This window comes from Nocardiopsis sp. L17-MgMaSL7 (assembly GCF_003182025.1).
GTDB classification, from domain to species: Bacteria; Actinomycetota; Actinomycetes; order Streptosporangiales; family Streptosporangiaceae; genus Nocardiopsis; species Nocardiopsis prasina.
Map to the genome: position 1 here is coordinate 516,332 of NZ_QGTF01000002.1, position 15,452 is coordinate 531,783.

At 73.1% G+C, this 15,452-nt stretch carries 8 protein-coding genes; 2 read left to right on the forward strand and 6 right to left on the reverse strand.

Annotated elements, in window-relative coordinates; translation table 11 throughout:
• Positions 1–146 precede the first annotated feature (146 nt).
• The 6 genes from BDW27_RS04950 to cobT all read right to left on the reverse strand — a co-directional run bounded on the left by BDW27_RS04950 (position 147) and on the right by cobT (position 12,812).
• Positions 147–1,502, reverse strand: coding sequence for a DUF4192 domain-containing protein (locus BDW27_RS04950; protein WP_110048382.1), 1,356 nt, complete (start codon positions 1,500–1,502; stop codon positions 147–149).
• A 95-nt stretch (positions 1,503–1,597) separates the two neighbouring features.
• Entirely contained in the window at positions 1,598–2,953 is a 1,356-nt protein-coding gene (locus BDW27_RS04955) for a GGDEF domain-containing protein (RefSeq protein ID WP_017545164.1), read from the reverse strand.
• A 617-nt stretch (positions 2,954–3,570) separates the two neighbouring features.
• A complete protein-coding gene (locus tag BDW27_RS04960) occupies positions 3,571–6,555 on the reverse strand; it encodes a GTPase (RefSeq protein ID WP_110048383.1) in 2,985 nt (994 codons plus the stop codon).
• On the reverse strand, positions 6,552–8,441 hold the full coding sequence (locus BDW27_RS04965; protein ID WP_017545162.1) for a dynamin family protein: 1,890 nt from the start codon (positions 8,439–8,441) through the stop codon (positions 6,552–6,554). The genes BDW27_RS04960 and BDW27_RS04965 overlap by 4 nt, the downstream gene beginning before the upstream one ends.
• Before the next feature lie 72 nt (positions 8,442–8,513).
• A complete protein-coding gene (gene cobA, locus BDW27_RS04970; RefSeq protein WP_110048384.1) occupies positions 8,514–9,794 on the reverse strand; it encodes a uroporphyrinogen-III C-methyltransferase in 1,281 nt (426 codons plus the stop codon).
• A 513-nt stretch (positions 9,795–10,307) separates the two neighbouring features.
• The gene (gene cobT / locus BDW27_RS04975) at positions 10,308–12,812 is read right to left on the reverse strand and encodes a nicotinate-nucleotide--dimethylbenzimidazole phosphoribosyltransferase (RefSeq protein WP_110048385.1); all 2,505 of its coding nucleotides are present in this window, start codon (positions 12,810–12,812) and stop codon (positions 10,308–10,310) included.
• A 694-nt stretch (positions 12,813–13,506) separates the two neighbouring features.
• Between cobT and BDW27_RS04980 the strand changes: the two genes are divergently transcribed.
• Positions 13,507–14,637 (forward strand): peptidoglycan recognition family protein, encoded by a 1,131-nt coding sequence (locus tag BDW27_RS04980; protein WP_110048386.1) that lies wholly within the window; start codon positions 13,507–13,509, stop codon positions 14,635–14,637.
• Between the two features lie 151 nt (positions 14,638–14,788).
• On the forward strand, positions 14,789–15,406 hold the full coding sequence (locus BDW27_RS04985; protein WP_110048387.1) for a GNAT family N-acetyltransferase: 618 nt from the start codon (positions 14,789–14,791) through the stop codon (positions 15,404–15,406).
• The last annotated feature ends 46 nt before the right edge of the window (positions 15,407–15,452 follow it).

A 15,452-nucleotide genomic window follows, 5' to 3' on the forward strand; every position in this document is an offset into this window, starting at 1 on the left:
AAGGCCCTCGGATGTCGTGGCACTCGTGACCGGACGCGCTTCGCCGGAAGCCGTCATTCCCGCGGTCCCACCCCGCGCCGGAAGGTCATGCGGATGATCAGCGCTCCGGCGAGCACGAGCAGGAGGCCCGGGACGCCGAGGCAGAGTCAGCCGGTGGCGAATCCGGTCGCCGCAGTCTGGCACCGGGGCCGGTTGCTGATCCGTGGGGCATGGCATCGCTGGTCGTGTCGTCCACCCCGACACCCTCGGTCCGGAGGCGGAGCCGACCTCGGCGCGCAACACCACGGAAGAGGCACATTCCGGCCCACGGGTCGCGCGGCGGCGTCCCGGCGACCACCCCGGTGAAACGTGATCACGCATGGTGCAGGAGTGGGTGGCTGAGCCAAACGGAGCCACCCCGAGGGCCTCCGTGGCTCATGCGCTCTCTCGGGGTCCGGTTCCCCGCCGTCCCCGTCCGTGACGCGGGCGGCCAGGAAACCGCGCCAGCGATCCGCGGGCAGGCCCACCTTCAGAGCGCGGGCCATGAGCACCGCCATCGCGTACCCCGGCTCCGCTTCCAGGGCCACGTCGACCGCGGCGCGAGCCAGGTCGAGGTCGTCGTGCTGCCAGGCGGCCACGGCCAGCAGGGCGGCCGGTGCCGGGAGGAGGCGGTCCGGCAGGTGGCGGACCAGGCGGGACCAGAGCCGGACGTGGATGCGCGCGGACTCCGGTGTGATGCGGGTCCACACCGCGTCCCGCACCCGGACACGGGTCAGGTGGACGCCCAGCCGGGCGAGGACCGCAGGATCGGTGACCCGTCGCAGCGCCTCCTCCGCCAGGGCCTCCAGCACCTCGGCGGTGCGGCGTTCCACGTGACCGGCCTCCTCGTGGGGCGCGGCTTCCTCTGCGGCGACCGCCTCTGCCGCCTCTGCCCTCGCCGGACCGTGCGCGGGCTCCAGCAGGAACCCGGTCCGCGTGGAGGGGGTCCGGCCGAGCGGCACCAGCCCCCGCACCACCGCCCCGGCCGGGACCGGGGACGCGTCCGCGTCGAAGCGCCTCCCCTCGGCGGGGCAGCAGCCGGGGTCGTGGCACAGGTAGGACCAGAAGCGGTCGCCGGTCACCCGGAGGGCCTCCAGGACGGGGAGTCCCCGGGCTCGGGCCTCACTCAGGAGCGCGCGCACGTGGGGCGTGACCCGCGCCGAGTGACCGAAACCGGCCACAAGCAGGGCGCTGCCGTCCTCTGCGAGGGCGGCGTCCACCGCCGCCCGACCGCTGCGGTCCGGGGTGAGGACGTGGTCCAGGTGGTCGAGTCCGCCGTACAGGACCCCGAGGACGCTGTCCTGCCTGAGGACCAGCGCGACCACCGCGTCGTCCAGCGGTCGGTCCACCAGGTAGGGCAGGGCGGCGAGCAGGTCCGTCGGGGTACGCAGGCGCAGGGGTGCGGGAGTGGGATCGGGAGTGGGAGATGAGGTGGGGGCGGGGTCGTCGGATCCGGAGGAGGGGTCGTGCTGTTGACCGGGCATGGTTCAACGTTCGGTCACCGGGGGTGACGGCGCAACCGGTCGGCTCTGATCTGTGGACAACTCCCCAGGTGCCTTCCCTACCGCTGGTCAGCGGGTCAGGAAGGCTCGCCCTGGCTGTTGGCCGGATCGGTGATCTGCCCCTCCCGGGGGCCGGGGATCTGCCCCGTCACCTCGGGGCGCCCGGCGGGCAGGCACACGCGGTCGCGGCCGGTCTCCTTCGCCCGGTAGAGCGCGAGGTCGGCCGCGGTGAGCAGTTCGACGAGGTCGTTGCCGTGGTCACCGGCGACGGCCACCCCGATGGAGATGGTGATGGAGACCTGGACGTCCTCCACCGCGATCTCCATGCGCCCCACCTGGGAGCGCAGCCGCTCGGCCGCCTGCCAGGCCTCGGTGGCGTCGGCCCCGGGCAGCAGCACGACGAACTCCTCGCCGCCGAACCGGCCCAGCAGGTCCGACTGGCGCAGCTGTTGGGCGATGGTCGTCGCGACGCCCAGCAGGACCTGGTCGCCGAAAAGGTGACCGTAACTGTCGTTCACCCGCTTGAAGTGGTCGATGTCCACGATGAGCACGGCCGCCCGACCGCGCGTGGTGCGGGCCCGGTTGATCTCGGTGGCCGCCTCCTGCTCCCAGGTGGGGGCGTTGAGCAGACCGGTCTTGGGGTCGGTCCGCGCCGCGGTCTGGAGCTGCTGGTAGACGAGGCTGCGCTGGAGCAGGAGGACCGGCGGAACCGCGATGACGAGGAGGAACATCGACAACTGGGCGAGGATCGCGACGGTCACGCCGACACATAACTCGGCGGAGTCCACCAGGAGGGCCTCCCGGTCCCACATGGTCCGCACGCTGCCCGATCCACCGCTGAGCCTGGTGCCCAGGAAGACCAGGAACGTGTTCATGACGGTGAACCCGGCGCAGCAGGCCAGGGCCAGGATCACGCCGCTGAGGGAGAGCAGGGACTCGTGCGCGTTCGAGGAGCCGCTGATCCCGGCGAGCAGGCCGCCCTGGGCGCCGTGCCAGACCACCGAGGCGAGGAAGCCGGAGACGCCGATGGCGGCGGCGTTGAAAACGCGCCGGTGCGGCAGGGTGCGCCTGCTGCGGCGCTGGAGCAGCAGGTAGACGGGGACGGGGATGAGGAGCGAGTACACCGGGGGCAGGAGGAGCATCGCGGGGAACCACCAGGCCCCCAGGAGGTCGCGGGTGATTCCGGCGGGCAGGTCGATGCGGCGGATCGCCTCGACGCACACCACCGCGGAGATCACCAGGGCGAGCAGCAGTGAGAGGTCGGAAACGGTGGGAACCGTCTGCGCGGCCGCCACCCCGAACAGGAACAACGCGACGAAGACCAGCAGGATCAGGTAGACGACCAGCCCCAGGGGCTGCTGGAAGATCGGCCAGGACCGGCGCTCCTCAAGGGGGGCGCCCTCGGTTGCCATCGGTTTCTCCGAGATGCTCACCGCTCCCTCCTCCCTCCCCGTGTCACCTTCTGTCTCCGGCCCCCCGCACCCGACTCTGATGCGCCCACCGCCTCTCACGGTTCTCCCTTCGACGAACCGGACTCGCCCCGCGTTCCCTCACGGTGCCACTCGGTGACCAGGTGGGTCCCACGTCCTCCCTGGTAGGTGACTGGGGAGTACACCCCTACCACTTTACATTACTTTGGGTAATAACTTAATCGCCGATTGTATGTGACCCGCAGGTTGAGGCTACCTTAGTGGTCACCCTGTGTTCCAGGGGGGTTGGTTAGCGTCACGATTTAGGGCATCCTGCCAGAGGGCATCGCCGGTTTCGGCCAGAAGCTGGCCGGTCCGTCTCTGTCGCTGTCTGTCCGCCGTGCCGACCGCCCGATGATCCAGCAACTCACTCGATTCGAAGGAGCATCACATGGCCAAGAAGGTCGTTCACTGGCTGTAAGTCCCCCTCCATGACACACGACGGGGACGGGCGGTCCATACCGCCCGTCCCCGTTCTCGGTGGGCCGCTCGGGGTTCGCCCCCCCCCGACCGGCCCTCCTCTTCTCCAGCCGCCGCGATCCGTTCCCCTCAGGGGCCGGTCGGTCCCACGGGGCCGGTGCTCAGTCCTGGATCCGCGCCACCTCGTAGGCGGCTCGGAAGGCCCGGTAGCGAGCGAGCTCCTCCTCCATCGGCGCCACGACCCGACGTCCGGCGATCTCCCGGACCCGTGTCTGGGCCGTGCGCTCCACCTCCTCGCGGCGCTGGACGGCGGCCACCTCCACGAGGTTCCCGCAGCCCACCCCGGTCAGCCAGCCCACCAACAGACCGGCCACGAGCACGGCGCCCGCGTAGGCGACGAAGACGGGCGCGTCGAACATCCGCAGCCCGGTGATGCCGCCGCCGAGCCAGCTCAGCAGGGACACCACGGCCCAGGCGAACCCCGCCCCGGCCACCGCGAGCAGCACGTACTGCAAAGTGCGGGCCATCCGCCACCATGACGGACTGCGATCGGGGTCACCGACCGCACCGGCGACCGCCTCACCGAGTTCGGTCGGCAGCTCGGACACCCCGCTGCGGGCGGCCGCGCGCATCCGGCGGCGCCAGGGCCCGGGCATCCCCTTGGACACCTGGTCGGCCGCCTCGCCCAGCGCGGTCTCGAGTTCGGCCTCGTGCGCGTCCACCGGCCCGCCCACGCCCGGCTCGTCCCGGCGAAGGAAGTCCAGCTGGACCGCGGCGAGCGGGTCCTTGCGCAGCTTGGCGGCGCGGCGGGCCACCGGCCAGCCGACCCTGCGCTTGCCCCGACGCACGTCGTTGGTCTCCACGACGTCCGCGACCGCCGTGACCCCGGCCGCCTTGGCCAGCCCTTCGTGCACCTGGGACCGCACCTCGGCGGAGACCGTCGCGGGGACCTCCCCCTCGCCGTAGAACTCCTCGAAGGGGACGATCACCTGGTCCAGGTCCGCGACCAGGCGGTCGACCAGGGCCCGGCGCTCGACGACCGTCTCGCCCAGGAACTCCCGTACCTCGCGGATGCCCTGCCCGGTGACGGTGGAGGTGGTGATCACTCTCGGGTGCACCCCGGACTCCGTCTCCAGGAGACGGCGCAGGTCGGTGAGGAGCTCCTCCAGCTCGTCCGGGGCGACCCGGTCCACCTGGTTGAGGACGGCGACGGTGACCGCCCCGTGCCCGGCCATCTTGGCCAGGTAACGGTGGTGGACGGCGGCGTCGGCGTACTTCTGCGGGTCGAGCACCCACACGAGCAGGTCCACCGAGCCGATGAGCCGGTCCGCCTCGGCGGTGTGCATGCTGCGGACCGAGTCGTGGTCGGGCAGGTCGAGCAGGACCAGGCCGGTGAGCTCGGAGTTGTTGGTGTCCAGGACCCCGGTGCGCGAGTGGCGGTAGCGTGTGGGCACGCCCAGCCAGCTCAGGAGCGCGTCCGCGCCCTCGTGGCCCCACACGCAGGCGTGCGCCTTGGAGGTGGTGGGGCGGGTGACGCCGGTCTGGGAGAGTTCGAGTCCGCACAGGGCGTTGAACAGCGAGGACTTGCCGCTTCCGGTGCCCCCGGCCAGGGCCACGACGGTGTGGTCCCCGGACAGGCGCAGGCGGGCCCCGGCGTGGTCCAGTAGCTGGCCGGCCTGGCCGAGGACCTTCTCGGGGAGGTCGCCCTGGCCGAGTTCGGTCAGGGTGCTCAACGCGTCCAGGCGCTCGATGAGCTCGGCGCGGCTGGTGGTACTGGTGGGCTGCCAGTGGTCACCGCTCGTGGGACGGTACTCCTCGTCGTCTTCCTCCGGGGCGGTGCCCTCGGCGCGGGACGCGGAACCGGACACGGGTTCGGGCACGACGGTGTCGGCACCGATCGCCCGGAAGGCGCCGGAGACCGCTGAGGGTCCGGGAACCCGACGGGGCAGGGGCTCGGGGCCGTCGTCGGCCGCCTCCTCCCCCTCCGGAACGTCGGCGGACTCATCGCCGGTGGGCTTCGCCGGGGCCTCCGAGGCGGCGGCCGCACGGGCGGCGCCCTCGTCATCCAGGAGGTCGAAACCCGCGTCGGCTGTGCCAGGCGTGGCTGCCCCGTCCGGTTCCCCTCGCTCCTCGGCACCGTCGGTGACGCCCTCGTCCTCCTCGGGTCCGGGGACCCAGGTGGCGGTGGCGGGCCGGGCCACACCGGGTGCCGGACGGGAGGTGTGGCGCTCTCGCGTCCCCTCCTGTGCGTCAGGCTGGTCCGGCTCGTCCCGCTCACGTTCGTCCTGGTCGTGACCGTCGCGATCGCTGTCGACCCGGTCGCGTCTGCTGCGCCCGCGCTCACCCTGACCACCCTCGGCCCGGTCGCGCCCGCCGCGCGTGCTGTCGTCGCGCCCGCCCTCGCCGCGGCTCCGCTCCCCCTGGTCCTCGGGGCGCTCGGTCTCCGGAGTGACCACCGGGAAGCTCCCCGTGTGGCGCCCGGCGATGCGGGTGTCGTCGGCCGCCTCAGTGAGGCTGCCGACCCAGCCCGCGAGGCCGTCCGGGTCGTCGTCGTGGTCCGCGTCGCCCTGACGACGTCGCTGCGCGGTCCCGTTCGCCTCCGTCTCCTCGGCCACCTGTGCGGAGGAGCGGGCGTGGCGTCCGAACCTGCGCTGGCGGGCCCCGGCCGACTCGGCGGACTCGGGGCGCGAGTCGGTGTGCCCGGCGCCGTCGTCGGCCCCCGCCCCGCTCTCGTCCCCGCCCTCGGCGGGCACCGCCCTCTGGGACGCGCCCTGAGCCGCCCCGGCTCCGGACGGGTCCGGATAGCCGGTGATCCCGTCGTAGGCGGGCGGGTCGTAGACGGAGTTCTCCTCTGCCGCCCGTTCACGCTCCTCGGCGTGCTCGGGGTGCTCGGGCACCGGCATCGTGTAGCCGCGCCAGGGGCCGCTCTGGTAGGGAGCGGACTCCTCGGCTCGCACGGACCGGTCCGGGTCCGGCGACGCCGGCGCGGGGCCGTCGTTCCAGGGGCTCGCGGCGGAACCCCGTGCGGCGGCGCCGCGCTCGTCCGAACCCCGCCCGGCGGGCGCGGACTCGCGCTCCCCGCCCTCGGCTCGGTTCCGGTCCGGACCGGTGTCACCCGCGTGCGCGGGGTTCCACTGAGTTGTCATCGTGCGATCTCAAGGTTGTACGTGGCCTGATAGAGCTGGACGGCGGTGTCGTCGGACGGGATACCCGCCTTGGACAGGGCGTGGTCGAAGGGCACGCGCTCGTGGGAGAGCAGCCCGAGGACCCGCTGGCGCAGGTCCTCCCGCGCGGAGCGGCCGATGCTGCGCAACGACTGGGCGCCGAACAGCCCCTTGAGCAGGCGCTGTGGGGACGGGCCGGAGGTGTCGGCCACGTGGGCGCCACCTCCGGAGTGGGATCGTTCGTAGCCGAGCAGGTCGATGATCAGGACCAGAGCGACGACGTCGTGGTCGAAGGTGACGAAGCGGGCCACCGACCGCTTGGTGGCGCCGTTGGCCGCGGTCATCTCCGCGATCCCGCGCTGCCACTCGGCGATCTCCTGGCGGACCTGTTTGGCGAGCATTCCCCGGCCGGGCTGGTCGAGGGCGTGATCAGCCAGTTCACCGCCGCCGGGGACGTCCCGCCACTGCTCCTCGATCCGGTCCCAGGCGCGGTCGTTGGCGGAGACCACCAGGGCCTCCAAGGAGTCGCGGACGGCGCGTTCCAGAGCGCCGACGCGCTGACCGCGCTCGGCCTGATCACGGCCCTTGCGGGACTTCTTACCGCGCAGGCGCAGGCTCCTGGCGAGCTCTCCGCTGGCCGCGACCTCCTGCCACCGGGCGAGGAGGGAGCCGCGCAGCAGGGAGCCGTCTCCCAGAGCGGTGTCGATCCGGTCGATCGCGCCGGCGTAGGTGTCGTCGACGGAGGCGCCCAGCGAACGCCCGGTCTCGATCTGCGCTTCGACGCGGCGGGCGAGCTCGGGGACGCGGGAGCGGAAGCTGTCGATGACCCCGATGAAGGTGCGCCGGGACACCCGGTCGCGCTGGTCCGCCTCACCGGCCACGTCCGCCAGGTACTCGCGGATGTGGTCGGCGACGTTTGAGGTGAAGCGCTCACCCTCGATCTGGTCGGTCTCGGGGATGGCGAAGCGGGCGGCGGCGCCCAGACCGTTGGCCTCCAGCATGGCGCCGAAGTGGTCCAGGAGCTGGCGGCGTCCCTTGCGGGGCACCCGGGAGAGCACGACGGCCAACGAGGTGTCGCGGTCCCGGGCCACCTGGAGGAACTCCCACACGCGCGCGTCCGCGTACCGGCCGGACGTGGTGACGAACACCCACAGGTCGGCGGCGTCCAGGAACTTGGCGGCGAACTCGTGGTGGGCGGCGACGGCGGAGTCGACGTCGGGTGTGTCGAGCAGGGCCACGCCCGGGGGCATGGCCTCGGTGGCGGCGAGTACCAGCATGCCGTCCTTACCGGGCATGGCCAGACCCTGCTGACGCACACGGGGCAGGGACGGGATGAAGGACGCCTCGCTGAACCAGTCGACGTCGGCCGGGTTGCAGGCCAGCACCGGGCTGTTGGTCGTGGGCCTGCGTACGCCAGTGGTGGTGACCTGCTCGCCGACCAGGCTGTTGACCAGGGTCGACTTCCCCGCGCCGGTGGAACCGGCGACAGCGATGAGCAGGGGGATGTCGGGGCGGCGCACGCGGGGCAGCACGTAGTCGGAGAGCTGGGCCAGGACGTCGGCCTGGAGGGCCCGTCCGTCTTCGGCTCCGGCCAGTCCCTCGGCGAACTCCAGGTCCCGGATCTGCTTGCGCAGGGACTCCAGGACCTGTTCGAAGCGGTCGTCCTCGTTGGTGGGGGCGCGGTGCTTGGCGGGCCGCACGGGCACGGGGACGGTGGGCCCCCGGCGTTCGCTGTCGGGGACTCCGGCCAGCGGGGCGGATGCGGGGCCCGGTGCGGCGGGCTGGGCGGAGGCGGCGTCCGGTCCGGTTCCGAACCGGTCCGAGGCACCCTCGCCCGAGGCGTTCGGTGCGGCCGACGGCCGGGTCATGATCGGTATGCCCTCCTCATCGGTACTGGGAATCCCCCGTCGACGCGGCTCTCGCTCACCGCCGTGGGGGTCTCACTGGAGATCGCGCCCGGTTGCCAGTCGATCGGTCTCGAACTGGGCTCCCGTGTGCAGTATGTCAAGATCCCGCGCAGTTTTGACCACTTCTCCGATGATCACCACGGCGGGGGGCCGCACTTGGGCCGATCGGACCGAGGCGGCGATGTCCGCCAGCGTACCCGTCACCGTTCGCTGACCCGGCAGCGTGGCCTCCTGGACCACGGCGACGGGTGTGTCCGGGGAGCGTCCGTGCTCGACGAGGGCGTCGGCGATGGCCTCGATGCGCTGGACGCCCATGAGGACGACCACCGTCCCGTCCGCCCTGGCCAGCCCGGCCCAGTCCACCGTGGAGCGGGCGTCGTCGGGGGCGACGTGCGCGGAGACGATGTGCACGTCCTGGGCCACGCCCCGGTGGGTGGCGGGGATGCCGGCGCTCGCCGGTCCGGCGAGGGCGCTGGTCACACCGGGGACGGCGATCACGGGGACACCGGCGGCGGCGCAGGCGGCGGCCTCCTCACCGCCCCGCCCGAAGAGGAAGGGGTCGCCGCCCTTGAGCCGGACCACGAACCTGCCTTCGCGGGCCCGTTCGACGAGAACGGAATTGATGTCGTCCTGTGTCATCGAACGCCCGTAGGGGATCTTGGAGGCGTCGACGATCTCGACCTCCGAGGGGAGGCGGTCCAGGAGGGGGGTCGGGGCGAGGCGGTCCACCACCACGACGTCGGCCTGGGAGAGCAACTGCTGGCCGCGCACCGTGATGAGCCCGGGGTCGCCGGGGCCCCCGCCGACGAGGGCGACGCCACGCAGGCGCTCGCGGCCGCGCCGGGCGTCCAGGGTGCCGTCGGCGAGGCCGTCGACGACGGCGTCACGCAGCCCGGCGGAGCGGCGGGGGTCGCCCGAGGCGACGACCCCCACGGTCACGCCGTTGGCGGAGCCGCTGGCCGGGGTCCAAGCGGAGGAGGAGTGGCGGTCGTCCGCGCGCACGCACCAGATCCGGGACGCCTCGGCCTCCTCGGCGATCGCCGCGTTGGCGTCCGGGGAGTCCGTGGCCGCGTGCACGAGCCAGAACGCCGGGGCGTCGGGGCCGCTGACGTCCCCCGGCTCCCAGGGACGGCGGATCCAGGTGAGGCGTCCGGCGTCGGCGAGGTCCTCCAGCGCCGCGGACACCTCGGGGGCGACGAGGGTGACGCGGGCCCCGGCCTCCAGCAGGACGGGGACCCGGCGTTGGGCCACCCTCCCGCCTCCGACGACGAGGACGTCGCGGTCCCGCATGCGCAGGCCCAGGAGATAGGTCACGGATCGCACCCCTTCGGTCGTCCGCACCGGCCCCCGGCGCCGTCGGCGGGGTGCGCGCGCGGACGGGCCCGGCGCGCCGCCAGCGATGTTCGGTGTTGGCTCCAAAGTAGCTTGTCAACGCGGCATCACGTGGAGGTAAAGGGGCGGGTGCGGACCTGCGTGACGCGCGCCGCATCTGGCGCCCCAGCCCGCGGCCCGGGGCGTGTGGCGGGCGCGGCCTCTCGGGAGGGCCCGGATTCCGGGGACCGACCGGCCTCGTGAGGGCCCTTCGCGGCGGTCTCCGGGACCGCGAGGTGCACGGGCCCCGGGTACGCGTGACGCCCTCGCATGGCCCTGCGAGGGCATCATCCACGCCGACCGCCCCACGGGCACTGGCACTGGCACAGCCACGCGTAACGGGTCGGATGACCCCGACGGCAAGGGACCCCGACCACCTCCTCGGTGGCGGGGTCCCGTCGTCTCCCCGGACCCGTGCGGATCAGCTCCCACTGCCCGCCCGTGCCCGGTCAGCGCTCACTGGCCGGTGGTCACACCAGCGGTGTCGAAGGTGGCGACGTTGCGCAGCGCGCGCACCGAACCCTGGAGCAGCGGCAGCGCGAGCAGCGCACCGGAGCCCTCACCCAGGCGCATCTCCAGGTCGACCAGCGGCGTGAGGCCGAGGTGCTCCAAGGCGATCGCGTGGCCGGGTTCGGTGGAGCGGTGCCCGGCGAAGCAGGCGCTCAGGGAGTCCGGCGAGATCGCGGCGGCGGCGAGCGCGGCCGAACCGGCGATCACGCCGTCCAGGAGCACCGGCACCCGCAGTGCGGCTCCGCCCAGGATGAAGCCGGCCAGTGCGGCGTGCTCCAGACCACCGAGAGCGGCGAGGGTCCCGATCGGGTCCGCCTCGTCCACGGGGTTGGCCTTCAGCGCCTGGCGCACGGCCTCCACCTTGCGCTCGTAGGTGGCGTCGTCCGCGCCGATCCCCCGACCGGTCGCCGTGGCGGGGTCCGCTCCGGTGAACGCGCAGACAAGAGCGGCGGCCGGGGTCGTGTTCCCGATCCCCATGTCGCCGGTGACCAGGCAGCGGTTGCCCGCCGACACCAGGTCCCGGGCGATCTCGATGCCGGCCTCCAGTGCCTGGAGCGCCTGGTCCCGGGTCATCGCCGGGCCCTGGGTGAGGTCGGCGGTCCCCCGGGCGACCTTGCGCGGCAGCAGGCCGGTGCCGCTCGGCAGGTCCCCGACCACACCGACGTCCACGACGGTCACCTCGGCACCCACCTGCTCGGCGAAGGCGTTGACCACGGCTCCGCCGTCCAGGAAGTTGCGCACCATCTGCGCGGTGACCTCCTGCGGCCACGCGGTCACACCCTGGGCGTAGACCCCGTGGTCACCGGCGAAGACCGCCACGGCGGCGGGCTCGGGCACCGGCGGCGGGCACTCCCCCGCCAGTCCGGCGAGCCGCACCGAGACATCCTCCAGGACTCCGAGGGAACCGCGCGGCTTGGTCATACGGTCCTGTCGGTCCTTGGCCTCCTCCACGGCTCGGGCGTTGAGCGCTCCGATGGCGGTGATGGTCTCCTCCAGCAGGGTGGTCGGCTCCTGGCCGGGCAGACCTCGGCGCCCGTAGCGGTCGCGGTGCACGGCCCAGGACAGGGGGCGTCCCCTGGCCCAGCCGACGAGGCTGAGTTCGGGTTCGGTGGGGAAGTCCTCGACGTAGCCGACGCACAGGTACGCGACGAGTTCGAGGTGGGAGGGGAGTTCGAGGACGCTGGCCGCGTCGCGCTCGTCCGTGAAGGCGACCCAGCCGACGCCGAGCCCCTCCGCCCGGGCCGCCAGCCACAGGTTCTCCACGGCGAGCGCCGCCGAGTAGGAGGCGGGTTTGGAGTGCCGTCCGGGGCTGTGCGGTCCGCGGCTGGGGTCGACGGTGACCGCGATGTTGATCGGGCTCTCCAACACCGCCTCGACCTTCAGCCCGGAGAACGCCTGTGCGCGGGTGCCGGGCCGGGTGTGGCCCTGCGCGTCGCGCTGGGTCTGGGCGAGGCCGCGCACCCGGGCCCGGATCTCGGGGTCGTCGATGACCAGGAAGTCCCACGGCTGCGTGTGCCCCACGCTGGGCGCCTGGTGGGCGGCCTCCAGAACCCGGGTGAGGACTTCGGTGGGGACCGGCTCGGACAGGAATCCGGCACGGACGTCCCGGCGGTCACGGATGGCGCGGTAGACGGCGGCGCGCTCGGCCTCGTCGAAGGCGTGGCCCGCGTCGCTCCAGACGTCGTCACCGGGTGTGCCCGGGACCTCCCGGGCCCCCGCGGCGCTCTGGGCCTCGGCGCTCTGGGCCTCGGCGTTGAGCGCCTCGCGGGCCGCCTGGATGGCGGGGACCAGAGCCGGTGCCGGCGCCCCCTGTGGTTCCTCCGGTTCGGTCCGCTGGCGCGGACCCGTGTGCTGCGGTACCTCCAGGGGTGCCGCTGCTTCGTGTGCGTGCACGGTGTCGCTCTGCTTCGGGTCGGTGGCCGGACGGTTCTCGTCCGCTTGGCCGGGGTTCGTGGTGGGCTCGGGCCGCGCGGGCTCTGTCCGCGGGGCCTCGGGGGTCGCGGGTTCGGGCTGGGCGGCTCGGGCGGGGGAAGGGTGTTCGGGTTGCGCGGGACCGGAGTGGCGGCTGCCCGAGCGGAAGGGGATGACGTTGAACCGGGGATCGCGCTCAGGGGCGACGGGGGGCTCCTGGATCTCCGTGGGCGCGTGTCGGGCCCGGGGTTCCGGAGGGGCCTGCTGCCTGGTCTGCTGCGGCCGGGTGGTGAAGGCCGTGGGCGCGGGCTCGGCGGCGGGGTGGTGTCCGGGCGGGGGTGGCGGCTCCGCCCCGGGGGACGTACTCCGGAAGGGGTTGTACGGCGGCGCAGGGGGTCTGGGGTCGCGCGCCTGCGCACCCTTGCCGCTCTCGGGCAGTCCGTCTAGGAGGCCGCCGAGGCCGGGCACGGGTCCGCTGCCCCGTTGCCACGCGCCCTCCTGCTCACCGCGACGGGATTCCTCGCGGTCGTCGTTGGTCATGATCGCTCCCCGAAGAAGAGAAGAGAAGAAGAGGTCTGTGAGCTGCCCGGTTCCACCTGGTCCGTTAGGGATTCGGACCAGCGTAGTCCGCGGCGGTCATGCCGCTCGCACGGGTCCCCCCGACCCGGAACGGCTCGCCCCGGCCGAAGTGCCGGGGTCCTCAAGTCACCATCAACTGTGCCAGAGAAGGCGTGGGGACGGGCTGTGTACGGGAGTCCCGGACGGGAACCGGAGGGGGTTCGCGCCCGGTTCGCGGCCCTACGTCACCCCGCCGAAGTACGGTACGGGGCCCGTAAGGACTACTCGACAACACCCAAAGAACCCCATCTGAGCAGGGGAAACGGTGCGTGCGCAGGGGAACGCGCACCACCCCATCTCACTGTGCGACCACTCGAACACCGTGCGTACATTTTCTGGTTCTCCGATCCACGTATCGGCCCAGGGGAGGGCTTTCGGCTCGTCAGGGAGCGGGTTGCGGCCAGGACCGGACCCCGACCCACTCCCCGTCCCTCTCCCCGAGCCCTGGGGACCGCTGGGGGCGGGGCGGTCTGTGGTTTCGGCCCGGCGCGGGGCCCACTGGGGAACCGCGGCGCAAGCGCGTCGGATGCCGTGCGTCACGGCCCTGTGGCACTCTTTGCCGGTACCCGAACACCCCTGCTCCCGGTACTCGCCCCCAATCGGAACGGACCTCGCCATGCGACGGCGTCACTTCCTCGCCGGTGCCACCACCGTGACCGGACTCTCCGCGATCGCCCCGGCTCTGCTCGCCTCCGCCACCGCCTCCGCGCGGACCACCGGAGACTCCTCCGCCGCCCTGACCGCGCCCAGGATCCTCAGCGAACCGGCCGACGTCACCGGCGCCGTCGTCCGCCCCGAGCGCCGCTTCGACCTCGTCTCCGTCACCCAGGCGCCCGACTCCGTCTCCGAGAACGCCGCAGTGCGCTTCGAGACCGCCGAGGGGCTGGGCGGCTGGCAGGACCTGCACTTCCACACGGCCGGACCCGAGCACCTGTCGCCCTCCGCCTCCGCCATGGCGCGCGCCCCCGAGGGAGCGACCGGCTACGAGGTGCGCGGCGCGGACGGCGCCGACACGACCGCCCTGAACCTGCACGACGGTGAGGAGCTGCGGCTCGGCGGCCAGGAGCGGGTGGCGCTGTCCGCCGAGGACGAGGGGGTCACCACCCTCACCGGCGGTTCCGTCCTGCGGGTGCGCACCCGGGCGGGGTGGGGCGCCGACGAGTCGCTGCGCTTCGACGAGGACGGCAACGACCTGTGGACCGCCCAGTTCCACCGGGTTCAGGCGCTGACCGTGCACCACACGGCGATGGCGACCACGGACGACCACTCGGCGGACGTGCGCGCCGTCTACCACCTGCACGCGGTGCAGCAGGAGTGGGGCGACGTCGGCTACCACCTGCTGATCGACCCGGAGGGCGGGATCTACGAGGGTCGCCACTCGGGTGGCGGCCTCCCGATCTTCCGAGGGGTCCCCCTGCCGGGCCTGGCCGAGTCGGTGACGGGCGGCCACGCGTTCGGGTTCAACCACGGCAACATCGGCGTGTGCCTGCTCGGCGACTTCACCGACGAGCTGCCGACGCGGGCGGCCCAGGACTCGCTCGTGGACGTCCTACGGGTCCTGAGCGCCCTCACCGGCGTGGACGCGGCGGAGCGGATCGAGTACGTGCACCCGGACACCGGCGTGGCGACCGAGCAGGAGGCGGTGGCCCGACACCGGGACTGGCTCCAGACCGAGTGCCCGGGCAACGCCTTCTCCGAGGTGTTCGACACGGTCATCCGGCAGAGGGTCGTCGACGGTCTGCTCTGAACCCCGTGGCGGTGGGGCGTTCCGACTCCCCACCGCCGGAGAGTGCGGGTGGGCGGGTCGACGGAACTCGGTTCCACACGCCCGTGGGACGTCGTATCTTGATCGGTGCCCGGAACCACCCGGCGGTCGTACGCACAGGGGGAACACACGCATGGCCACAGTCCAGAGCGCTCCGATCATGCCCGCGGTCATCCTGGAGACCGAGCGCCTGCGCCTGCGATCCCTGCTCGAACACGACATCGACGACGTGTACACCTCGTGCGTGGACCCCGAGCTCCAGCGGTGGATCCCCCTGCCCGCGCCGGGGCTGCCCTACACCCGGGAGTCAGCCGAGCACTTCTGTCTGAACGTCGCCCCGGCCATCCGTACCGGCGGCGACGGCCAGCACTGGGCCGTGGTGGACAAGGCGACGGGCCGGTTCACCGGGTCGGTCGCGCTGCTGCGCACGCAGTGGGCCGCCATGGTCACCGAGATCGGTTACTGGATCTCGCCGTGGGGTCGTGGCCGCGGGTTGGCCACCGAAGCGGTCGTGGCCGTGTCCCGGTGGGCCCTCGGGCAGGGTTTCCAGCGAGTGGAGCTCAAGGCCGCCACGGGCAACACCGGTTCGTGCCGGGTGGCCGAGGCCGCCGGGTTCGTCCGCGAGGGGACCGACCGGAACGCGATGCCCCTGCACGAGGGCAGGTCGGACCTGGCCTCGTTCGGCCTCGTCCCGGGCGACGTCGTCCGTGGTACGGGGCTGCCTCCTGTACCCGACCGGGTCGGGCCGTGACGCCCGCCGACCCGAGCCCCCGCTCTCCGGCGACCCCGGTTCCCTG